General features: G+C 64.3%; 25 protein-coding genes. 7 read left to right on the forward strand and 18 right to left on the reverse strand.

Going from position 1 to position 21,357, the window contains the following annotated elements:
* Nucleotides 1–133: 133 nt before the first annotated feature.
* Complete coding sequence (locus tag GGD62_RS22340) at nucleotides 134–1,042, reverse strand: amino acid ABC transporter substrate-binding protein (RefSeq protein ID WP_183710258.1); 909 nt, start codon at nucleotides 1,040–1,042, stop codon at nucleotides 134–136.
* Between the two features lie 160 nt (nucleotides 1,043–1,202).
* Nucleotides 1,203–1,622, reverse strand: coding sequence for a nuclear transport factor 2 family protein (locus GGD62_RS22345; protein WP_179730904.1), 420 nt, complete (start codon nucleotides 1,620–1,622; stop codon nucleotides 1,203–1,205).
* Nucleotides 1,623–1,765: 143 nt separating this feature from the next.
* Here GGD62_RS22345 and GGD62_RS22350 point away from each other — a divergent pair, with 143 nt between their 5' ends.
* Both GGD62_RS22350 and GGD62_RS22355 read left to right on the forward strand, forming a co-directional pair.
* Nucleotides 1,766–3,007: an amidohydrolase family protein gene (locus GGD62_RS22350; protein WP_183710259.1), complete on the forward strand. Its 1,242-nt coding sequence runs from the start codon at nucleotides 1,766–1,768 to the stop codon at nucleotides 3,005–3,007.
* Between the two features lie 206 nt (nucleotides 3,008–3,213).
* Nucleotides 3,214–3,561 carry a hypothetical protein gene (locus GGD62_RS22355; protein WP_183710260.1) on the forward strand — a complete coding sequence of 116 codons (348 nt, stop codon included), beginning with the start codon at nucleotides 3,214–3,216 and terminating at the stop codon, nucleotides 3,559–3,561.
* On the opposite strand, the gene GGD62_RS22360 is transcribed toward GGD62_RS22355, so the two are convergent.
* From GGD62_RS22360 to GGD62_RS22395, 8 genes are all read right to left on the reverse strand, one after another.
* Nucleotides 3,551–4,465, reverse strand: coding sequence for a DUF1932 domain-containing protein (locus GGD62_RS22360; protein WP_409333959.1), 915 nt, complete (start codon nucleotides 4,463–4,465; stop codon nucleotides 3,551–3,553). The genes GGD62_RS22355 and GGD62_RS22360 overlap by 11 nt on opposite strands.
* A complete protein-coding gene (locus GGD62_RS22365) occupies nucleotides 4,465–5,334 on the reverse strand; it encodes a hypothetical protein (RefSeq protein ID WP_183710262.1) in 870 nt (289 codons plus the stop codon). Before GGD62_RS22365 ends, GGD62_RS22360 begins: the two co-directional genes overlap by 1 nt.
* A 19-nt stretch (nucleotides 5,335–5,353) precedes the next feature.
* Nucleotides 5,354–6,037 carry a 4-carboxy-4-hydroxy-2-oxoadipate aldolase/oxaloacetate decarboxylase gene (locus GGD62_RS22370; RefSeq protein WP_183710264.1) on the reverse strand — a complete coding sequence of 228 codons (684 nt, stop codon included), beginning with the start codon at nucleotides 6,035–6,037 and terminating at the stop codon, nucleotides 5,354–5,356.
* Entirely contained in the window at nucleotides 6,034–6,747 is a 714-nt protein-coding gene (locus GGD62_RS22375; protein WP_183710266.1) for a PIG-L deacetylase family protein, read from the reverse strand. Before GGD62_RS22375 ends, GGD62_RS22370 begins: the two co-directional genes overlap by 4 nt.
* A 64-nt stretch (nucleotides 6,748–6,811) precedes the next feature.
* Complete coding sequence (dctA, locus tag GGD62_RS22380; RefSeq protein ID WP_183710268.1) at nucleotides 6,812–8,116, reverse strand: C4-dicarboxylate transporter DctA; 1,305 nt, start codon at nucleotides 8,114–8,116, stop codon at nucleotides 6,812–6,814.
* Nucleotides 8,113–8,997, reverse strand: a complete 885-nt coding sequence (locus GGD62_RS22385; RefSeq protein ID WP_179730914.1) for an amidohydrolase — start codon at nucleotides 8,995–8,997, stop codon at nucleotides 8,113–8,115. Before GGD62_RS22385 ends, dctA begins: the two co-directional genes overlap by 4 nt.
* Nucleotides 8,997–9,956, reverse strand: a complete 960-nt coding sequence (locus GGD62_RS22390; RefSeq protein WP_183710270.1) for an amidohydrolase — start codon at nucleotides 9,954–9,956, stop codon at nucleotides 8,997–8,999. Before GGD62_RS22390 ends, GGD62_RS22385 begins: the two co-directional genes overlap by 1 nt.
* 74 nt (nucleotides 9,957–10,030) lie before the next feature.
* The gene (locus GGD62_RS22395) at nucleotides 10,031–10,741 is read right to left on the reverse strand and encodes a TetR/AcrR family transcriptional regulator (RefSeq protein ID WP_183235872.1); all 711 of its coding nucleotides are present in this window, start codon (nucleotides 10,739–10,741) and stop codon (nucleotides 10,031–10,033) included.
* Between the two features lie 116 nt (nucleotides 10,742–10,857).
* On the opposite strand from GGD62_RS22395, the gene GGD62_RS22400 reads away from it, so the two are divergent.
* The 3 genes from GGD62_RS22400 to GGD62_RS22410 all read left to right on the forward strand — a co-directional run bounded on the left by GGD62_RS22400 (nucleotide 10,858) and on the right by GGD62_RS22410 (nucleotide 13,763).
* Nucleotides 10,858–11,838 carry a tripartite tricarboxylate transporter substrate binding protein gene (locus tag GGD62_RS22400; RefSeq protein ID WP_183710273.1) on the forward strand — a complete coding sequence of 327 codons (981 nt, stop codon included), beginning with the start codon at nucleotides 10,858–10,860 and terminating at the stop codon, nucleotides 11,836–11,838.
* A 10-nt stretch (nucleotides 11,839–11,848) separates the two neighbouring features.
* On the forward strand, nucleotides 11,849–12,649 hold the full coding sequence (locus tag GGD62_RS22405) for an ABC transporter substrate-binding protein (RefSeq protein ID WP_179730921.1): 801 nt from the start codon (nucleotides 11,849–11,851) through the stop codon (nucleotides 12,647–12,649).
* 190 nt (nucleotides 12,650–12,839) lie between these two features.
* Nucleotides 12,840–13,763, forward strand: coding sequence for a PepSY domain-containing protein (locus tag GGD62_RS22410; RefSeq protein WP_179730923.1), 924 nt, complete (start codon nucleotides 12,840–12,842; stop codon nucleotides 13,761–13,763).
* A 12-nt stretch (nucleotides 13,764–13,775) separates the two neighbouring features.
* Here the strand turns inward: GGD62_RS22410 and GGD62_RS22415 are convergent, their stop codons facing one another.
* Nucleotides 13,776–14,918: a mechanosensitive ion channel family protein gene (locus GGD62_RS22415; RefSeq protein ID WP_092252494.1), complete on the reverse strand. Its 1,143-nt coding sequence runs from the start codon at nucleotides 14,916–14,918 to the stop codon at nucleotides 13,776–13,778.
* Nucleotides 14,919–15,046: 128 nt separating this feature from the next.
* Here GGD62_RS22415 and GGD62_RS22420 point away from each other — a divergent pair, with 128 nt between their 5' ends.
* Nucleotides 15,047–16,297, forward strand: coding sequence for a DUF763 domain-containing protein (locus GGD62_RS22420; protein WP_183710275.1), 1,251 nt, complete (start codon nucleotides 15,047–15,049; stop codon nucleotides 16,295–16,297).
* 37 nt (nucleotides 16,298–16,334) lie between these two features.
* Here the strand turns inward: GGD62_RS22420 and GGD62_RS22425 are convergent, their stop codons facing one another.
* The 7 genes from GGD62_RS22425 to GGD62_RS22455 all read right to left on the reverse strand — a co-directional run bounded on the left by GGD62_RS22425 (nucleotide 16,335) and on the right by GGD62_RS22455 (nucleotide 19,988).
* The gene (locus GGD62_RS22425; RefSeq protein WP_183710277.1) at nucleotides 16,335–16,577 is read right to left on the reverse strand and encodes a hypothetical protein; all 243 of its coding nucleotides are present in this window, start codon (nucleotides 16,575–16,577) and stop codon (nucleotides 16,335–16,337) included.
* Nucleotides 16,578–16,605: 28 nt separating this feature from the next.
* Nucleotides 16,606–16,869, reverse strand: a complete 264-nt coding sequence (locus GGD62_RS22430) for a hypothetical protein (protein ID WP_183710279.1) — start codon at nucleotides 16,867–16,869, stop codon at nucleotides 16,606–16,608.
* A gap of 15 nt (nucleotides 16,870–16,884) precedes the next feature.
* Nucleotides 16,885–17,085, reverse strand: coding sequence for a hypothetical protein (locus tag GGD62_RS22435; protein ID WP_183710281.1), 201 nt, complete (start codon nucleotides 17,083–17,085; stop codon nucleotides 16,885–16,887).
* A 13-nt stretch (nucleotides 17,086–17,098) separates the two neighbouring features.
* On the reverse strand, nucleotides 17,099–17,284 hold the full coding sequence (locus GGD62_RS22440) for a hypothetical protein (RefSeq protein WP_183710283.1): 186 nt from the start codon (nucleotides 17,282–17,284) through the stop codon (nucleotides 17,099–17,101).
* 141 nt (nucleotides 17,285–17,425) lie between these two features.
* A complete protein-coding gene (locus GGD62_RS22445; RefSeq protein WP_183235878.1) occupies nucleotides 17,426–18,694 on the reverse strand; it encodes a cytochrome P450 in 1,269 nt (422 codons plus the stop codon).
* 88 nt (nucleotides 18,695–18,782) lie between these two features.
* A complete protein-coding gene (locus GGD62_RS22450; protein ID WP_018320980.1) occupies nucleotides 18,783–19,109 on the reverse strand; it encodes a hypothetical protein in 327 nt (108 codons plus the stop codon).
* Nucleotides 19,110–19,214: 105 nt separating this feature from the next.
* Complete coding sequence (locus GGD62_RS22455) at nucleotides 19,215–19,988, reverse strand: ferredoxin--NADP reductase (protein WP_092252482.1); 774 nt, start codon at nucleotides 19,986–19,988, stop codon at nucleotides 19,215–19,217.
* Between the two features lie 157 nt (nucleotides 19,989–20,145).
* Here GGD62_RS22455 and GGD62_RS22460 point away from each other — a divergent pair, with 157 nt between their 5' ends.
* The gene (locus tag GGD62_RS22460) at nucleotides 20,146–21,342 is read left to right on the forward strand and encodes an amidohydrolase family protein (protein ID WP_183710285.1); all 1,197 of its coding nucleotides are present in this window, start codon (nucleotides 20,146–20,148) and stop codon (nucleotides 21,340–21,342) included.
* Nucleotides 21,343–21,357 lie beyond the last annotated feature (15 nt).

Consider the following 21,357-nt stretch of genomic DNA (forward strand, 5'->3'; position numbering starts at 1 on the left):
CTACAAAGCTCGGCTGTCCTGTCCGCTTCACCGCCATCGATACCTCCAAGGCTTTGCCCTAGGGAATCACAACTGGCGGATTACGCAACAGGCCCACAAGGGGAGAGGGCACAGTAATGCGCAACCTCTCGCCTCAGTTCGCCAGATACACGTCCGGATCGGCGCTCCAGCTCGGCTTCTTGAAAGCGTTGCGCAAGGCGGGCGACATCGGGACGTTGTAGTTGAGGCCCTTCGGCGGCGTCGGGGACTGCAGCCATTTCTTGTAGAGCACCTCGATCTCCGGGCTTGCATAGAGCTCCGCAGTCGCGCGGTCGGCGAGCGCCTTGAACGGCGCGTCCTCCCGCCGCAGCATGATGCCGTAGGGCTCCGGCTTGGAGAACGCCTCCTCGCTGATCATGAAGGCTTGCGGCTCCTTCGAGCGCGCGATCGCGACCGCGAGCTGCACGTCGTCGAGTGCGTAGGCCTGGGCGCGGTCGGTTTCCAAGAGCAGGAAGGCTTCGGCCTGATCCTTCGCCGGCATCAGACTGATGCCGAGATTGCGTTCCGTATTGACCTTGGCGAGCTGCGTCAGGTTGACCGAGCCGGCCACGGCCGTGACCGCCTTGCCCTTGAGATCGTCGATGGTGTTGATCTTTGCGGCCTTCTTGGCGGCGAACCGCGTCGCACTGAGGAAATGCGTGTTGGTGAAGGCGACCTGCTTCTGGCGGTCGGCGTTGTTGGTGGTCGCCGAGCAGTGCAGGTCGAGCGTGCCGTTCACCATCAAGGGGATCCGGTTCGACGAGGTCACCGCGAGCGTGTCGACGGCGATGTCGGGCATGCCCAGCTGTTTCTTCACGACGTCGACGATCCTAAGGCAGATGTCCATGGCGAAGCCGACCGGCTTCTGGTTGCCGTCAAGATAGCTGAACGGGACCGAGGCCTCCTGATAGCCCAGGGTGATCTTTTTGGTCTCCTTGACCTTCTGGAGCGTGCCCGACAGATCTTCGGCTGAAGCTGCGCCCGCAAGACATGTCAGGGCCAGGATAACGGTGGGTAGACGCATCGGCTGCTCCTAAAGGGGGCTCGCGCCTCCATCCCGGGCGCGATCGCGGGATTTGATAGCGCAGGCGCAGGCCAGCCGCCAGACGGGCTCGCGCCTATCAGCTATCGCAGCTTTCGATATGACGAGCGGCCGTTCGGCTCCGCCTTTGCCGAGACGGATATTACGCGTCGATGCCGCGTTGGACCAGGATGCGCTCGGCGCTGTCGTTCCAGACATCCATCTTGGTGATCTTGCCATTGCGCACCACGAAGCGGTCGACGTAACGGTTGCCCTCGAACGGGGTCCCATCCTTCCATTCGCCGTAGAGCGTACCGACGCTGTAAACCACGGTCTCGCCGTCGCCGGGGCAGACGTCGAACCGGTCCATCTTCTTCTTGACCCAGCGGTAGCGCTTGGCGTTGAAGCCGGTCGGGCCGCGCGGATGATCGAACTCGCGCCCGCCGGTGAAGGTGATCACGGTGCCCGGCGCCATATAGGCGGCCGCAGCATCGGGATCGGGGATCATCGATGCCGTGAGATAGGCCTCCACGATCGCGGCATCGGACAATTGAGCAGTTTCGGCTTTGGCGGCAACGGACATGGCAGGCTCTCCCGGATTGGCGGAATATTACCGCCACTGTCGCCGAATCCATGCATATATTTTGAACATCTGCCTCGCTACACTGCCGACAATCTGGAGCCGCCGATCCCGGCTGATTGCTCTAAATTCCGTCCGCAAGAGCCATGATCACCCAGCCCGCCTTCGACCTGATCTTCCGTAACGCACTGTTGCGATCATCCGCCGCGCCTGTCGACATCGGCGTGAAGGCCGGCCGGATCGCCGCGATCGAGCCAAAGCTCGCCTGCGAAGCGGTCGAGGTCGATATCGGCGGGCATCTCGCCCTGCCCGGTTTCGTCGACACCCACATCCATCTCGACAAGGCCTGCCTGCTCGACCGCTGCGGCCACGATCACGGCAGTCTCGGTGACGCCATCCGGGCCGTGTCGGCGATGAAACGCGACTTCACCGTCGAGGATGTTTACACGCGCGGCGCCAAGGTGCTCGAACGCGCGATCGTAAACGGCACGACGCGCATGCGCACGCATGTGGAGATTGACCCGCGGATCGGTCTGCGAAGCTTCGAGGCGGTGAAGGCGCTGAAGCGCGACTATGCATGGGCGCTCGACCTGTCGCTCTGCGTGTTCCCGCAGGAGGGGCTAACCAACGATCCCGGAGCTGAGGAGCTCCTGGTCCAGGCGCTGCGCGACGGCGGCGAGACGATCGGCGGCTGTCCCTATACCGACACCGATCCGACCGCGCATCTTGCGCGCATCTTCGATCTCGCCCAGGAATTCGACGTCGACGTCGATCTCCATCTCGACTTTGATCTCGATCCTTCCTGGTGGCATCTCGACGAGGTCTGCCGCCAGACCGAGCGGCGCAACTATCACGGCCGCGTCACGATCGGCCATGCGACAAAGCTCTCGGCCCTGCCGCCGGAGCGGATGAAGACGGCCACGGTGCAACTGGCGAAAGCCGGCGTCGCCGTCACCGTGCTGCCCGCGACCGATCTCTATCTGATGGGGCGCGACGCCACCCACAACGCGCCACGCGGGCTGACCCTCGCCCACAAGCTCGCGGGCGACGGCGTGGTTTGCTCGGTCGCCACCAACAACGTCCTCAATCCCTTCACGCCGTTCGGCGATGCCTCGCTGCTGCGGATGGCGAACTTCTACGCCAATGTCGCGCACGCCTCGGTGGGGGATTTCGACACCTGCCTCGATCTCGTGACCGAGCTGCCGGCGCGGCTGATGAACCTCGACGATTACGGCATCAAGGTCGGCAATCCCGCCGATCTCATCGTGCTCGATACGCAAGACAGCCGCTTCGCCATCGCCGAGCTGCCCGACGTCATGATGGGCTTCAAGGATGGCCGACAGACGTTCGCACGGCAGCGGCCCGCGCTGTTCCGGCCTGGGGCCTGAACGCGTTTCCGGTCGAAGCTCCAACGGTAAAATCGTCAGGAACACGGCTGATCATCGGACCGTTTCGCGCCGATTCACGGCCGATTCCTCCCTAAGATCCGAGCCCGGTAGAATCCCGGACCGTAGCTGTGCGCATTGCACAACAGGCCGCCCGGATCATATTAAGGGGACGCACTGAACGACCTGTTCAGTGGGGAAGCATGTACATGTTCAGCGCATTCAGTAGCATGGATTATCGCTCCATTCGGGCCGACTCGCCGGCGGAAACGGCCGTCAAACGCCTGAAGGGAATCGGCGAAGTCCTATCTGGCCTCGATATCTCGGCGATCCAGACGCAGGACGACATGACCCGCGCGCTTTGGACGCTGGATACTGCCGACAAGTGCATCCGCATGATTCTCGCAGAGTTCCGCACCGCGCCCGCCAAGGAGCAGGTCGTCCGCGAGGCCAAATGCCTGGTCGACCTGATCGAGCTCGCCCGTGACGAAATCTCGAACTATCGCGACCGCGGCAGGGTTTTGAGCTCAACCTGCGCGTTCGGCGTCAGCGTTTGATCTTGCTCAGGATTCGATCTGCCTCGGTACGCCAATCAGCGCTGCGCGCGAACTCCTTGGTGCCCCTGGCGCCGAACAACCCTTCATCGGCGAGATCAGCGACCCAGGCCTGACGCTCGGCTGTGCCCTGCGCGGACCATGGTGTCAGTCCCGCCTCACGCACGGTCTCGGCGACCTCACGCACCTCCTCGGCGCGCCGGCGGCCGTGCTCAATGACGCGCTGGAAGAAATAGGCGCCCTGCTTCTCCCAGTTGATCGCGGGGAAGGTCTCCGCGAGCGAGGCCAGCACGGCATCCTCGACCCCATAGGCCCGCGCGGTCGTAAAACTCTCGATGACCATGGCCTCCAGGCCCTTGATCATGATGCTGCGGCACATCTTCACCGCGGAGGACACTCCGAGCTCGTCGCTCGCAACCCTGGCGGCAAAGCCGATCGCGTTGAGCAGCGGCTCCAACTCTCTCGCGCCGGGACCGCCGAGCAGCAACGGCACCTTGATGCGATAGGGCGGCACCGAGGTCATCACCGCACCCTCGACATAGCGGCCGGCGGCGCCATCGATCAACGCAGCGGCGCGCTGCTTGGCGCCGGGCGATGCCGAGTTGAAATCGAGGAACCAAGTGCCCTGATTGACCGCAGCGGCGCAGGCCTTTGCCACCGGAACGGCCTGGCTTGCTGTGACCGCGGAGATGATGAAATCGGATTTCGCGGTCAGCTCAGCGTGCGACGCCGCCAGCGTCACACCAAACTTTATCGCATGCTCCTTCAGCGAAGCGCCCTGCTCGCCACCGAGCTTGATGTCATAGGCCGAGACCTTGATATCCTGCTGGCGCAAATCCTCGGCCAGGATCCTACCGACTTCGCCATAGCCGACCAGCCCGATCTGCCATCGTTTCGGATCCACCATCAGTTCAATCCTCGTGTCGTCTCGTCGAACAGCTCCTCGACCGCATAGCGGCGCGGGATCAGCGCCTGCTGGAATGCGTAGTCGACGATCAACTCCAGCGGCTTCCGGTTGGCCTCGATCCCGAACGGGACAAGGTCGGGCGCTGCCGCAGGCCCCACCTGCACCTTGTCCTGCTTGAGGAGATCATAGACACCCGCAACGATCTCGGGACGCGTTCTCGCGAGTTGCTCGGTCACGACCACGAGATGATTGACCGGTACGACACCGCGCTTGGCGTACCATTTGGCGGCCTCCGCGGCTGGATCGGGAAATAGCGGCTTCAGCTCGGGATTATCGGAGATCTCACCGAGGACAGCGTCGAGCTCACCGTCGAGCAGCATCTGCAGGATCTTCTTGTCCTTTGGGGCGCGCTCGGTGGTGTCGACATATTCGGCGACGTGCGGATCCTCGAAGGTGACCCAGCGGATCTTGTCGAGATTGACGCCGTAATCGTTGGCGAGAATGCCCCGGATCCAGGCGCCGGTCGTCGTCGTGAACGAGCGGATGCCGACGCGCTTGCCTTCGAGATCGGACGGCCCGAGCGTTCCCTTCGTGGGATTGTAGAGCGCATAGGAATGCTGGAAGCGACCAAGCATGGTCGCCGGCAGCAGCACCAGCGGCTTGCCGTGGGCTTTCGCCATCAGGTAGGTGACAATCGCCATCTCGCAGACATCGAAGGCCTGCTCCCGCACCATCGGCTTGAACGCGGTGTTGGTCGGCGTGTACGTGATGAAGTCGAGATCGAAAAGATCGGAGCGGAGCGCGCCGCTCTTCACCGCCTGCACGTGGGGATGATTGCCGAGCACGGCCTTCAGCTTGAGACGATCCATCCGCCCGCTCCGCTAATCTTCAGACGTCCTCGGGATTGTCGACATAGACGAGCCCGGCCTTCGCCAGCGCCTCGCGCATGCCGTACATGTCGAGACCCAGTTCGCCCGAGGCAAGGCGCTTGCGCTTGCCGCCTTCGTCAGCGTTGCGCTTCCTCGCCTTCTCGGCAACCTCGGCGGCGTAGCGCTTCGGGACCACGACGACGCCATCGTCATCGGCGACGACGATGTCGCCGGGATCGACATTGACGCCGGCACAGACCACGGGAATGTTGACCGAGCCGAGCGTCGCCTTGACTGTGCCCTTGGCCGAGACAGCGCGCGACCATACCGGAAATTTCATCTCATGCAGCGCATTGACGTCGCGGCAGCCGGCATCGATGATCAGCCCCTGCACGCCGCGTGCCTGCAGCGAGGTCGCCAGCAATTCGCCGAACATGCCATCGGTATTGTCGGTGGTGCAGCCGACGACGAGGATGTCGCCCTTTTTGCACTGCTCGACGGCGACATGGATCATCCAATTGTCGCCGGGCTGCGCCAGCACGGTGACGGCGGGCCCGGCGATCGACGCGCCCGCCCAGACCGGGCGCAAATAGGGCTTCATCAGACCCACGCGCCCGTAAGCCTCGTGCACGGTCGAGACGCCGTACGCCGCCATTCCGGCGGGATCGGCACGCTTGATATTGCGAACGACGACCGGCTTCATGCCAGCTCCTCCGCAACCGTTGGGAACAGGCGCTGATAGGCCTCGCCATAGGTCATGGGCACGCCGGTGTTGCGGCTGCCCTGGATGCCGCGGTTGAGCGCGACGCGCTCGTAATAGCCCCACAGATGTTTTTGCGCGGCGAGGATCTGGAATGCCTCGTACTTCTCCTTCCAGACCTCATCGATCTTGAGGAGCAGATCCGGCTTGTAGTTGCACTGCTCAGGCTGATGCGGCTCGAACAGGAACACCGGCGGCGCCGAATATTTGTACTGCGCGCCGGGCTTGTGACCCATCGCCTGCGCGATCACACGCGTCTCCTGGGCGAAATGCGCTGCGTTCGGGTGGTCGAAATTATAAGGGTCTTCCAGCGCGTGGGTCAGCACGAAGCTGGGATTGAGCTCGCGGTAGATGTCGACCATGCGGTCGAAATGCGCCTCGGTCAGCTTGAGGGGATAATCCCCGCAATCGAAGAACTCGATCTCCGCGCCTAGCAGCTTTGCCGCCCGCTCCGCCTCGTCCTTGCGCCCGGCCTTGACCGATTCCAGCGTCGCGCCCTTTTCCTTCCAGGCAAACTGGCTCTCGCCGCGCTCGCCAAAGGACAGGCAGACGATCTTCATGCGATAGCCCTTCTTCGCATGCAGCGCGATCGCGCCGCCGGCGCGCCAGACGAAATCGCCGGGATGGGCGGTGATGACCAGACCTGTCTTCATGGGAGAAACTCCCCTCTCTTGTTCGTAAGCATCATAAGCCGCCTGCGTCGCGCCGGAAGCCAATTCATCGGATCGCAGCGGCCGCTTGTTCCTCGCCGTCGAGCACGCGCCTCAGCCGTTCGCCGTCGAGCGCGCCTTCCCATTTGGCAATCGCGATGGTCGCGACCGCGTTCCCGATCAGATTGGTCGGCGTCAAGCCCTGCGACATCAGGCGATGGATGCCGAGCACCAGTGCCACGCTCGTCACCGGGATGGTGCCGGTCGCCGACAGCGTCGCCGCCAGCACGACGAAGGCGGCGCCCGCGATCCCCGCCGCGCCCTTGGAAGTCACCAGCAGGATCAGCAAGAGCTCGATCTGCTCGGCAAGCCCGAACGGCGTGTTGGTCGCCTGCGCCAGGAACACCGAGGCCGCGGCAAGGTAGAGGCAGGTGCCGTCGAGATTGAAGGAGTAGCCGGTCGGGATCACGAGCCCGACCACGCTCTTCTCGCAGCCCGCCTTCTCCAGCTTGGTCAGCATCCGCGGCAGCACCGTCTCCGACGACGTCGTGGCGATGCAGATCAGCAGCTCTTCCCAGATGTAACGGATCAGCTTGAGCAGCGAGAAGCCGCAGAGCCGCGCGACGGGGCCGAGTGCCACGACGATGAAGACCACGCAGGTGAGATAGAAACCGCCGAGGAGCTTGCCGAGCGAGGCCAGCGATCCCACGCCGAACTTGCCGACCGTGAAGGCGATGGCGCCGAATGCACCGATCGGCGCCGCCCACATCACGAAGCCGACGACGGCGAACACCATTTTTGCGGCGATGTCGATCAGATGGACCAGCGGCGCGGCCCGTTCGCCGAGCTGCACCAGCGCAAAGCCGCAAAGGACCGAGATGAACAGCACCTGGAGGATGTTGCCTTCGGCGAAGGCGCCGATGAACGTCGCGGGCACGATGTTCATCAGGAATGGCACGAAGCCGATGACGCTGGTCTGCTTGACATAAGGCTCGATCGCGCTGGCATTGATGCTGGCGGGATCGATGTTCATGCCGACGCCGGGCTTGAGCAAATTGATCGCGATGAGACCGATGATCAGCGCGATCGTGGTCATGATCTCGAAATAGACGATCGCCTTCACCGCGACGCGCCCGACCCGCGCCATATCGGCCATGTGGGCGATGCCGTGCACGACGGTGCAGAAGATGATCGGCGCGATCAGCATCCGGATCGCCTTGATGAAGGCATCCCCGAGCGGCTGCATCTTGGCGCCCGCCTCCGGACTGGCGATCCCAAGCGCGATGCCGGCCGCCATGGCGATGAGCACCTGGATCCAGAGCTCCCTCCACCAGGGCCGCCCGCGCGGCTTGTCGATCGCGAGCACCGTCATCGGTCGAACTCGAACAGGCGCGCCGGATTGTCGACAAGGATCTTCTGCTGGAACTCCGGCTCCGGCGCGAACAGCGGAATCAGATCGACGAGGTCGCCGTCATTCGGCATCACCTTGACGTTGGGATGCGGCCAGTCGGTGCCCCAGATGACGCGGTCAAGCGCAGTCTCGACGATCTTTCGCGCGAACGGCACCGCGTCGGTAAAGGGCGGACCGCTGGAGGACACCCGCTCCGAGCCACAGATCTTGACCCAGCATTTTTCGTCGCGCTGCATCAGCTCGATCAAAATCTTGAACGGCAACTGGTCGAGCCCCTCGGAGGCCTTCACCCGTCCCATATGATCGATGGTGTAGCTCAGCGGCAGCCTTGCCAGCATGTCGGCATAATCAGGCAGGTCGATCGCATCGAAATGCAGGTCGATGTGCCAGCCGAGCGGCGCGACCATGGCGATGACGCGATCGAACACGCCCTTGTCAGGGACGCCGCCGAGATGGCGGACGAAATTGAAGCGGCAGCCGCGAAAACCGCCCTCGTGCAGCGCACGAAGCCCGCGCTCGGTGATGGTGCCGTCGATATTGGCGACGGCGCGGTAGGCGCCGCTACTCTGCGCGATGGCATCGAGCGCCACACTGTTGTCGGTGCCGTGCACGCTGGCATTGACGATGACGGCGCGCTCGACACCGATCTTGGCATGCAGCGCGCGGAAATCCTCCAGCGGCGCATCCGGCGGCGTGTAGGATCGGTCAGGCGCGTAAGGGTATTTCGAGCCGGGCCCGAAGATGTGGCAGTGCGCATCGCAGGACAGTTTTGGCAGCTTGAACTTCGGCGTGCGCGTGTTCCGATCGGGCGGCGGAATGGTGGGTGTGTACATCATCGTCATCAGGTGAACTTGAACAGGCGTGCGGGATTGTCGACCAGCAGCTTTTGCCGGACCTTTGCGTCGGGCGCGTAGAGGGGAATCAGGTCAACGATCTCGCCGTCGTTCGGCATGACCTTGACGTTAGGGTGCGGCCAATCGGTGCCCCAGAGCACGCGATCGGGCGCGTTGTCGATCAGCGCCTTGGCAAACGGCACCGCATCGTGGAACGGCTTGCCGACGGCGGAGGCGCGCTCGAGGCCGGTGATCTTGACCCAGCACTTCTCGTCCTTTTTCTGAAGGTCGAGCAGCGCGGTGAAGCCGGGATCGTCAAGCCCCTTCCCGGCCTGCACCGTGCCCATGTGATCGATCACATAAGGCGTCGGCAGCGCAGTCAGGAGGCCTGCGAATTCGGCGATCGTGCCCGGCTCAAAATAGACGTCGATGTGCCAGCCGAGCTCGACAACGCGGTGCACGATGCGCTGGAACTTACCCATATCGCCGACGCCACCGAGACGCCTGAGGAAGGCAAAACGGCAGCCGCAGATGCCGGCCTTGTCGAGCGCCGCCAGCTCCTTCTCGGTCATCTCGTCATTGACGTTGGCGATGCCCCTATAGGCCCCCTCGCTCTGGGCGATGGCGTCGGTGACGACGCGATTGTCGGTGCCGTGCACGGTCGCATTCACGATGACGCAGCGCTCGACGCCGATCGTCTCGTGCACGCTGCGGAACGCCTCCAGTGGCGCATCAGCCGTGTTGTAGGGGCGCCTTTCCGCGAAGGGGTAACGCGACGCCGGCCCGAAGATGTGGGTATGGCTGTCGCAGGATTTTGTCGGCAGCTTGAACGACGGCGTCGTGGGATTTGGGTCCGGCGTCGTGATCGTCGGCATCGCTTTCGGCTCTGCGCCTTGCGCACACGCCTCGCTCGCAAGCGCCGTACCTGCCAGTCCGGTCAAGAGATGCAAGCACTCCCGCCTGTTCATGTTCCCAACACCCTGTCACACCGTCCGCCTGCGAGCGGAAGCGCTGTTACGCGCCTCCGCTCGGGTGGCTTCTTTCAAGTCTTGCTGCTGACGACCGGCCGCCGCCGCGCCGGCGCGGCATGATCGAGCGGCGGCGCCTGGAATGAGGCGACCGTGGCCTGCACCAGCTGCTCGATAGCGCTGGCGGCATCGCCGCCATCGGCCTCGCCGCGCGACAGGCGCGAGACGCGATCCGGTGTCACCAGCGAGTAATAGAGTGCGCCGAGCAGGAAGTGACTGCGCCAGACGATGTCGGTGCGCGGAATGTGCGGCAGGCTCTCGTGGATCGCATCGATGAAGGCGTGACTGGTGTCGTCAAAAGTCTGCGCGATGATTTTTCGCGCGACCTCGTTGCCCTCGGCCGACATCACGGCGCGCAGCCGCGTGAAGCGCGCCCCCCCGCCGGCGAGGTCGCTGCCCGAGGTGAAGGCCGGCACCACATAGGCGCGCACGATCGCTTCCAGCCGGTCCTGGAGATCGCGCACCCGCCTGGCGGCGGCGAGCAGCTCCGAACGTCGCAAATTCATCGGCCCGCAATGGCGCCGGTAGATCTCCAGCAGCAGGCCGTCCTTGGTCTTGAAATGATAGGTCACGCTGCCGGGATTGGCTCCGGCAGCCTGCGCGATGTCGCGCACCGAGACGGCGTTGAAGCCGTTGGTGGCGAACAGCTCCTCGGCCGCGGCGAGGATTGCCTCGCGCATGTTCGGCTTGCGGGCCGTTTCCTTGCTGGTGGGCTTGCGTACCATGTGATTTGTACTATCGTACAAAAGATCAGGTCTCGTCAACAAAAACCATGGGCGGCATCCGGACGGCCTGGAAGACCGATGCAAGGATGCGTGCGCCCGCAAGGAGTGCTGGGAAAATGCTGGGTTTGAACAAGACAATCGGCGGATTGTTGCTGGGCGCCGGTTTGCTGCTCGCGGGCAGCGCCGCGCAGGCCGCCGACACTTATCCAAGCAAGCCGGTTCACATCCTCGTGCCTTACGCGGCCGGTGGCGCGGTCGACGTGCTCGCGCGCACGCTGAGCCAGGCGCTGGCCAAATCCTGGGGTCAGCAGCCGGTAGTCGACAATCGTCCCGGCGCCGGCGGCATCGTTGCCTCGCAGGCGCTGACGCAGGCCGCGCCCGACGGCTACACGCTGATCCTGGTCGCGAGCGGCCATCCGCTCAACCAGTTCATCTATCCGAGCGTGCCCTACGACACGTTCAGGGATTTTACCGCAATCACCGAAGTCGCCTCCTCACCGCTCGCGATCGTGGTGGCCAAGGACAGTCCCTACAAGACGCTCGGCGATCTCCTGGCTGCGGCGAAGAAAGAGCCGGACAAGCTATCTTACGGCATGTCCGGAAACGGTACCTCGGCGCATCTGGCCGGCGAACTGCTGAAACACATGTCCGGCAGCAAGATCGTCGCGATCCCCTACAAGGGCGGCGCGCCGGCATTGACCGCTGTCATCGCCGGCGAAATCCCGCTCAGCATCAATCCGCTTGCGGAAGCGATCGGCCAGCTCGAAGGCGGTCCGGTGCGCGCGCTCGCGGTGACCTCGGCTGAACGCTCCAAGGCGCTGCCTGACGTCCCGACCGTCGCCGAGTCCGGCGTCTCCGGCTATGACGTCTCGGTCTGGTGGGGCGTGCTTGGTCCGGCAAAAATGCCGCCGGAGATCGTGGCGAAGCTCGAAACCGATCTCAAGGCGGCGCTGCAGGATCCGAACGTGCTGTCGACGCTCGGCAAGATCGGCGCCGCTCCGGTCGGCTCCTCCGCCAAGGAGTTTGACGCCTATATGCACGCCGAGGCGACCAAATGGGAGCCGGTGCTGAAGGCGGCCAACATCCGCGCGCAGTGAGCCTCTTTGCATGAGGGCCTTCTCTGGACGCCTCGCCCGCACCGCCCTGCTGGTGGCCGCAATCATCAGCCTCGTCGGCGCGTCCGCGCGCGCCGACGGCGAGGCAAAGCTGCTGGCGCCGAGTGGCAGCTTGCGCGTCGGCATCTATCCGGGCAGCCCGACCTCGATGGTGACGGATGCCGTCGGCAAGCCGCACGGCCTCGCCTATGATCTCGGCGCCGAGCTCGCCAAACGGCTCGGCGTTGGCGTCGATTATGTCAGGTTCGAGCGCGTTGCCGACATCGTCAGCGCGATCCACGATGGCAAGATCGACTTCACCGTGACCAACGCCACGCCGGCCCGCGCCAACGAGGTGAGCTTCAGCCGGCCCGTGCTGGCAATCGAGCTCGGCTTTCTCGTCCCGGCGAATTCGCCGATCAGAGAGGTCGAGGACATCGACAAGCCCGGTGTGAAGATCGGCGTCACCAAAGGCTCGACCTCCGAGCGCACGCTGCCGACAAAATTCAAGAACGCGGCCATCGTTCCCGCCGCAAGCGTCAAGGCCGCCATCGCGATGTTCGGGAGCAGTGAGATCGATCTCTACGCGACCAACAAGCCGACGCTGTTCGAAATGTCCGACCAGATGCCGGGCGCAAGGATTCTCGACGGCAATTGGGGCCTGGAGCACATGGCCATCGCGATCCCCAGAGGACGCGAGGAGGCGCTGTCACTGCTCAACAGCTTCGTTGCGGAGAAACAGTCGTCCGGCGCGTTGGAGACGATCCAACGTCAGGCTGGCTTGCGCGGCGCGATGAAGGTAACGCGCGAGTAGGTCCCGCCGAGCGAGACCGCACGACGCAGCTGCTGCAAGTCTCTCGAAAACCTGCGAACGATTGGCGATCGCAGCATCGCGATAGCCTCGCGTCCATTTGCTGCAAATCAACGCGACAAGGTGGACAAAGCGTCATTTGTCTTCGGGGCTGCGCTAGGCGACCAGTGCCAAGATCGCCGGAGACCGAAGAATGAACAAACCCCTGTTGTTGACACTCCATCGCTGGATCACGCTGGTCTTTGCGCTTCCCCTGTTCGCGATCATCACCACCGGCCTGATCCTGTCGTTCGAGCCGCTGATGCAAGTCAATGGCATCGGCGGTCCGGCGATCGATGCCGCGCGCGTCGTTGAGCTGGTGAAGACGTACGATCCACACAACAAGGCGCGCGGGCTTTCGATCAATGCGGCTAGCCAGCGGATGACGCTGCAAGGCTCCGGCGCGCCGGCCATCGATCTCGTGACCGGCGCACCCGCTGCGGCCAGCTCCGGCCCGACCGATCTCTTCCGGTGGGCGCGGATCACGCATGAACGGCTGCTCGGCCAGGCGTGGCTGGCGACAAGCTCGACCATCGCCATGGTCATCCTGATGCTGCTCGGCAGCCTCATGGGACTGCCGCGGCTGCGCAACACGCTGTCCGGATGGCACAAGGGCACGGCCTGGTTCGCGCTGCCACTCGTCCTGTTGAGCCCGCTGAGCGGCCTGTGCATGGCGTTCGGCCTGACGTTTCAGAGCGGAGGCGTTCCGGCCGGCAGCGGCCGCCCCCTCGCCCTGCCTGACGCGATACGCATGGTCGCGGCCTCCCACGATCTCACGCACGTGATCTCGATCGGTCTGCGCGGTGGCCACATGATGGCGCGAATCTATGACGGAGGAGAACTACGCGCCTATGCCGTCAATTCATCGGAGGTCACGCCACTGCCACGCAATTGGCCGCGCCTGATCCATGAGGGAAACTGGTCGGCCCTGATCGCCTCGTCGCTCAATGTGGTGACGTCGATCGCGCTGCTCACGCTGCTGTCGACCGGTCTCCTGATCTGGGCCCGACGTAAGCTGCGCAAGCGGCGACCGCGCTCCGACCGCCAGGCCGGCGCGGCCGTGGTCGGCGCCCGCTGATCGCTCGGACGGTCAATTATGCGCGCTCGCCCGCATCTTCTCCGGCCGCGCGACGGGCCGCAGGAGATCGGCATCATCGTCGGCCGACGGGATCAGGATCGCGCGCTCGCGCGGCAGCGCCTCCGGCATCTCGTCGCGGATGAAGGCGACGAGCTTTTCCCTGATCTCGCAGCGCAGGTCCCAGGATTGCGGCGCGTTTCTTGCGCTGACCAGCGCACGTAGCTCGATGGTCCGGGAGTCCGCGTCGATCACCTGGAGATTGACCACCGCGCCATCCCAGAGCTTGGACTGCTTCACGGCATCCTCCAGCCAACGCCGGATGCGCGGCACGTCGGCGCGATAATCGACGTGCAGCGCGATCACGCCGATCAGGGAGGCGGTGTCTCGGGTCCAGTTCTGGAACGGCTTTTCGATGAAATAGGACAGCGGCACCACCATGCGGCGCCAGTCCCACAGCCGGATCACGACATAGGTCGAGGCGATATCCTCCACCCAGCCCCATTCGTTCTCGATGATCACGGCATCCTCGATGCGGATCGGCTGCGTGATCGCAATCTGCAGGCCGGCGATCAGGTTGCTGAGCAGCGGCCGTGCGGCAAGACCGACGATGATGCCGGCCGCGCCGGCGGAGGCGAACAGGCTGACGCCGTATTGCCTCACCGAATCGAACGTCATCAGCGCGGTGGACACCGTGATGACGACGATGATGGTATCGGTGACGCGCTTGAACACGCGAACTTGCGTGACGTGCTTGCGCGCGACGAAATTCTCGGTGACATCGCGGAAATTCTGCAGGTACCGCGCCGCGCTCATGTCAACGACCCGGATCGAGATCCAGCCGATCAGGGCGATGACGGCCACGACGAACAGGCGCATCAGCGGCGTGCGGATCATGTCGTCGAGCGGGGCAAGCGGCAGGACCAATGCGACGGCCGCCAGGCAAAGCGCCAGCTGGGCCGGCCCCGCGGTGCGGTCAATGAACACGCTCAGCAGCGGAAGGCGGGTTCCGAAGGCGCGCGCGAGCAGCCATACGGCGACCCGATAGACGAACAGCGCAAGCAAGATCGCGCCGAGAACCAGACCGAGGCCGACAAACCACGACGGTATCCAGCCGAACATCCTGTCGATGTCGGCCATCAGGGCCTGCAGATTCATCGATTGTCCCCGTCATTGCATTCGCGTAGCCCGCTCAACGCCTCCCGGCCGGCTTGGCTCCCCTCTCTCGTGCAACGCAGCATTCCGCAGATGCAACCGTCGCCGAACTGCGCTAATTTGGGGGCACGATGACCAGACGTACCGGCAGCGCCGATCTTCCCTTGCACACCGGGCGGGTTCCGCCGTGGCTTGCGAGCCGCATGGCTTCTCTCGGATCGATCGTCACGCAGGCGATCGTGCATCATTACGGCCGCGATGCGTTTCTCCAGCGGCTGTCGCATCCGTTCTGGTTCCAGTCGTTCGGCGCCGTGATGGGAATGGACTGGCACTCCTCCGGCATCACCACATCCGTAATCGGCGCGCTGAAGCGCGGGCTCGGGCCGCTTCAGGATGAGCTTGGCATCTATGTCTGCGGCGGACGCGGCCAGCATTCGCGCAAGACGCCGGACGAGTTGATGCAGCTCGGCGACCGCGTCGGATTCGACGGCGCAAGGCTCACCCGCGCCAGCCGCCTGGTGGCGAAGGTCGACAGCGCGGCCGTGCAGGACGGCTTCGATCTCTATCTCCACGGCTTCTTCGTGACCGCCGACGGCAAATGGACGGTGGTGCAGCAGGGCATGAACGGCGACAAGCGGCAGGCCCGCCGGTATCACTGGCATTCCGAGGTGCTGAAGAGCTTTGTCGATGCGCCGCACAGCGCGATCGACGGCCCACAACAAGGCGAGATCGTCAATCTGACCGACCACCGCGCCGATGTCTCGCGCAACGCGCAGCTCGAGCTCCTCAGCGATCTCGGCCCCGATCGCATCCTCACTGAATTCGAGCGGCTCACCGGGACTGCGCCCGAGCCTGCGCAGGCCATGCTGCCGCATCTGATCATGCCCGCGCATCATGATGTCCGGCCGAAGGATGTGTTCGCGCGGCGCCTGCACGGCACCCTCGCCGCAGCCGCCGAACGCGGCCCGGTCGATTTCCCGGAGCTGCTGCTGACGCCCGGCGTCGGCGCGCGCACCGTGCGCTCACTGGCGATGGTCGCCGAGGTCGTGCACGGCGCGCCTTATCGCTTCAAGGATCCCGCGCGCTTCTCGCTCGCCCATGGCGGCAAGGATCGGCATCCCTACCCTGTCCCGATCAAGGTCTACGACGAGACCATTCGCGTGCTGAAGGGCGCGATCCAGAGCGCCAAGCTCGGACGTGACGAAGAGATGCAGGCGATCAGGCGCCTCGACGACCAGGCGCGGCGGCTGGAACGCACCGCGCGCGGCCCGTCCGTCGAGACCTATATCGCCGGCGAGCGTGCGGCCTCACCCGACCTCGACGGCCGCTCCGTGTTCGGCTGGGAGCGCGACCTCGTGCCGACAAAAAAGCGGACCGGCTGAAGACCGGTCCGCGAGTTCAGCGGGAGGAACGCCCCTCTCAGGTCTCATCAGTCTCCGGCCTCTCGTCGAGCCGGTTGGCTGCATGATCCTGATACTGTTCGGTCTGAATGGACTTGCCGTCCATGCCGCGAATGTCCGAATGCTGGGCCTTGTCGCGGTTGGACAGGACCATGTTATCGCCGATCTTCTCCTTGGGCACATCGGTCAATGCACCGGTGCCGTCGCCCTTGCCATGCATGCCGGATCTGAAGTGCGTCTTGCTACCGTGCCCACCTGGCATCAGTCTCTCCTCTTGGCCGTGATCTTCTCTAGTGCTTCTGTTGCGCCGCTGTCGGTTTCAGCGGCTTGTGGCCGCTCTGGCCGGCGTCGTTGTGCTTGTTGTGGTCGCTCTCCTGGTTGAGGCCGCCGCGGCTCACCGGAAATTCGCTGTGTCGAGCTTCCGGCCGCGCGCGATGAGCAGCGGTACCATCGACGTTGCGGCCGGATGCCTGATCGAGCTCCCTCGCATCGGGAATGTCAGGCTTGCGCTCGAGAATGCGAACCTGCTGTTCGTGGGTCTTTCTGCCTTGCATTCTGATCTCCAATCGTCACCTGCCGCCGCCCTTGCCGGCCGCGTCGTGGCGGTGATGAGAATCCCGCTCGCCTCCACCGCCGGAGACGCGGCTGTGGCTTCGCTGCTCATCGTCCGCAGGCGGCTTCTTCACCTCCAGCGGCGCCTTCGCGTTCTCATGCGATGCGCCGGGGCCGCCCTGGCGAATGCTGTTGGGTGTCTTGGTGGATGTCGACATGAATGTCGCCTCCTCAACGGTCTTGCTGGTATCCCTGATTGGTCGTGTTCTGCTTGATGTTGCCTTGCTGTCCCTGTTGGTCCGGATTTTCCGCGCGCTGCTGGCCGCGCGGAGTCTGATCGGCCGATGTTTGCTTGGTATCGCCAGTTCCCTTCCGGCTCTGATTCTCCGGCGGAACATTCGGCATTTTGCTGGTCATGATCCAACCTCTTTGAAAGATGGGAATCCTGGGCACGGAACTGTTCCTTCGCATGCCCTCAGGTCCCGGTGGACAACAGCAAGCGCCGCAGGCCGTTCCGAGCGGATCATGGTCAGCGACGATTTGCCGAAGGAGAGAGCTTCACTCCGCCCGCACGGGAGAACGATCGGCCATCGCTGGCGCCGCAGCGGCAAATGTTCCGTGGATCTCGGCCGTGACGGGAAGCTTCGCAATCATGCGAATCCCCGGGCGCTTGCGCCAATGGATCTGCGAGGGGTCGACGGCCAGACCAAGTTTCGGCCAGCGCACGAACAGCGCTTCCAGCGCGCAGGCCACCTCGATCCGCGCAAGCTGATGGCCGAGGCAGAAATGGATTCCCGTCCCGAACGAGAGGTGACGGTTCGGCTTGCGCTCGAGATCGAGGCTTTCAGGGTGATCATGCATCGCCGGATCCATGTTGGCGGCGGCGAGCATCACCATGACACGGTCGCCCTTCTTCAGACGCACGCCTTCGACCTCGACGTCCCGCCGCACATAGCGTGGCTTGGAGAACTGCACCGGTGACACGAAGCGAAGAAACTCCTCCACCGCAAGCCCGACACGGCTCCAGTCCTGCTCCAGCCAATCGCGGAGGCCAGGACTCCTAAGCAGCTCGTAGGCGGAACCGCTGATGAGATGCGTGGTCGTCTCGGAGCCGGCTGCGAGCAGCAAAAACACCATCGAGACCATTTCATCCGGCGTGATCTGGGCACCCTCGCGCTCGACCTGGACCAGCTCGGCGATCAGGCCTTCGCCGCCCTGCACGCGCGCGGCCTGCAATTGCTGCTCCAGGTAGCTCCGCATCTTTCGGAACGCCCACAGCAAGCGGAAGAAGCTGACGACATTCGTCAGCGAGGACATCGCGTTGCCCCAGGCGATGAATTTGGGCCGGTCGGCCAGAGGCAATCCCAGAAGCTCGGAGATCACTGCGAGCGGCAGGATGCGCGCGTAGCGCTGGACCAGATCGGCTGGCCGTCCCTCCGCGAACAGCTCGTCGGCCAGGCCGTCGGCAATGGCACGGATGCGCGGCTCCATCGCGACGATGGCACGACGGCGAAAGGCCTCGTCCACGATGCTGCGGAGCCTGGTATGGTCAGGCTCGTCCATCGTCAGCATGTTGTTGGCGATGGTCCTGACGAAGCTCGGCATCCACCAGCGCAGACCCGCGACGTCGCCATCCTCCTTGCGCAGCGTGAAGGTAGCGCCGTCCTTCAGCACTTGAGCCGTCGCGTCATGGGTCGTGGTGATCCAGACATCGCCGACCAGAGGAAATCGCGTCGCGACGAGAGGACCGGACATGCGCAACGCCGCGATCGCCTTGGGCGGATCGCGAAAGAAGGCCTCGCTGGTAAAATCGAGGCGCGCTGTCATAGGATCACCGGAGTGATTGTTGGTGTCTCACCCAGATGGTATGCGCGGGCCAACCCGCAAGTCGGAACCCGCGCGAGGAGACGGCGATCTATCCACGCCCCGGCGAGCGCTGGCCGGTCTTGCGCTGCTGCTGGTTGGTATAGGCGTCCCAATGGCTCCAGCTGCCGTTGCTGAGGCTCTGCATGTCGGTGCCGAGCGGACGGCGCGTGCGCTTGTCGTGATCGGCGATCACGCGCTCGGACTGGGCGATCTTGCGCTTGAGTTCCGCGATCGCCTTCTGGGTCTGGCCGTTCCGCTTCGAGGAGGCGATCTCGCCCATCGTGAAGCGCGCGGTCTCCAGCGCCTTCAACTCGGCGCGGTTCTTCTTCAACTGGACCCGGTGCCAGGCGATGTTGCTGTCGCTGTCCGCAACCATGTGGGAACTCCGCTGATTCGTTCCCACAGTGTATCAAGCGCCGAATCGGCGCCGCAACGGGCCCCACGCGGCGAAAATGCGGTCTTCTCAAGCTAGAATTGCGCGTTAGCGCTCGGCAAAGGCCTTTTCGACCACGAATTGGGCCGGCTCGCCGTGATTGCCCTCGATAAAGCCGCGCTCACCCAGGAGCACGCGGGTATCAGCGACCAGTGCCGGGCTGCCGCAAATCATGACGCGGTCGTGGGCGGCCTCCAGCGCCGGCAGGCCGATATCGGCGAACAGCTTGCCTGTGGTGATGAGGTCGGTGATGCGGCCGCGGTTGCGGAAGGGATCACGCGTCACGGTCGGATAATAGATCAGCTGATTCTGAATGTACTCGCCGATCAGTTCGTCCTTCGGCAGCGTCTCGGTGATCATCTCGCCATAGGCGAGCTCCTTGACGTGCCGGCAGCCATGCAACAGCACGACCTTCTCGAACCGCTCATAGGTCTCGGGGTCCTTGATCACGCTCAGGAACGGCGCAAGGCCCGTGCCGGTGCCGATGAGGTAGAGGTTGCGCCCCTCCTCCAAATTGTCGATCACCAGCGTGCCGGTGGCTTTGCGGCTGACGATGATCTCGTCGCCTTCCCTCAAATGCTGGAGCCGCGAGGTCAGCGGACCGTCCGGCACCTTGATCGAGAAGAACTCCAGCGTGTCCTCGTAATTGGCGCTGGCGACGCTGTAGGCCCGCAGCAGCGGCTTCTCGCCGACCTTGAGCCCGATCATGGTGAATTCGCCGTTGCGGAAGCGGAAAGTCGGGCTGCGCGTGGTCTTGAAGGAGAACAGCGTATCGGTCCAGTGGTGGACGCTCAAAACGCTTTCCTGGTTGAAATTGCTCATCTCACCTTCCCTGTCGCTTCCAATGCGGTTCCGAGGCGGGCAGCTATGCGTCGTTTGTACACGATCATTCGTACACTAATGAATAATCCTGCTTGATCCCGCGGTCAAGGCTGCCCAAGATCGAAAGCGTTGCAGTTAGGAATAAGGAGCCCCTTCCATGGCGCATGACGCCCCCCAGGCCACCGGACCCTCGAAGCTCGTGATCCGAAATATCGGCCTGATCCTGTCCGGCGCCCTGGAAAAGCCGATCCTGGATGGCGACACCATCGTCGCCGAGAACGGCAAGATCACTGCGATCGGCCGCTTCAAGGACGTCGACATCGAAGGCGCGACCACGATCGTCGAGGCCAACGGGACCACGGTCGCGCCGGGCCTGATCGACAGCCACGTCCACCCTGTGGCGGGCGACTGGACGCCGCGCCAGAACCAGATCGGGTGGATCGACAGCAACCTCCACGGCGGCGTTACCACCATGATCTCCGCCGGCGAGGTGCACATGCCCGGCCGCCCCCGCGACGTCGTCGGACTGAAGGCGATGGCGATCTTTGCGCAGCGCGCATTCTGGAATTTGCGCCCCGGCGGCGTGAAGGTTCACGCCGGTGCGCCCGTGATCGAATGCGAGATGGTCGAGGAGGACTTCAAGGAGCTGGCCGCCGCCGGCGTCAAGCTGCTCGGCGAGGTCGGCCTCGGCGGCGTCAAGGACGGTCCCACTGCACGCAAGATGGTCGGCTGGGCGCGCAAATACGGCATTCAGAGCACCATCCACACCGGCGGCCCCTCGATCCCCGGCTCCGGTCTGATCGACAAGGACGTGGTGCTGGAGGCCGACACCGACGTGGTCGGCCACATCAATGGCGGCCACACCGCCCTGCCCGACGATCAGATCCGCTGCATCTGCGAGGGCTGCAAGCGCGGCCTCGAGCTCGTGCATAACGGCAACGAGCGCTCCGCTCTGTTTACGCTGCGCACCGCGCGCGAGATGGGCGATCTGCACCGGGTCATCCTCGGCACCGACGCGCCCGCCGGCTCCGGCGTGCAGCCGCTCGGCATTTTGCGCATGGTCTCGATGCTGTCCTCGCTCGGCGGACTGCCGGCCGAGCTTGCGTTCTGTCTCGCCACCGGCAACACCGCCCGGATGCGCGAGCTCGATTGCGGCCTCATTGAAGTCGACCGTTCCGCCGACTTCGTCATCATGGACAAGGCCCAGCACTCGCCCGGCAAGAACATCCTGGAGAGCGTCCAGCTCGGCGACCTCCCGGGCATCGGCATGACCATCATCGACGGCATCGTGCGCACCCAGCGCAGCCGGAACACGCCGCCCGCGGGGAAAGTGCCGGAGGTGGTGGCGAAGTGACGCAGCCGGAGCGGC

It is taken from the genome of Bradyrhizobium sp. ERR14 (assembly GCF_014198235.1).
Lineage (GTDB): Bacteria > Pseudomonadota > Alphaproteobacteria > Rhizobiales > Xanthobacteraceae > Bradyrhizobium.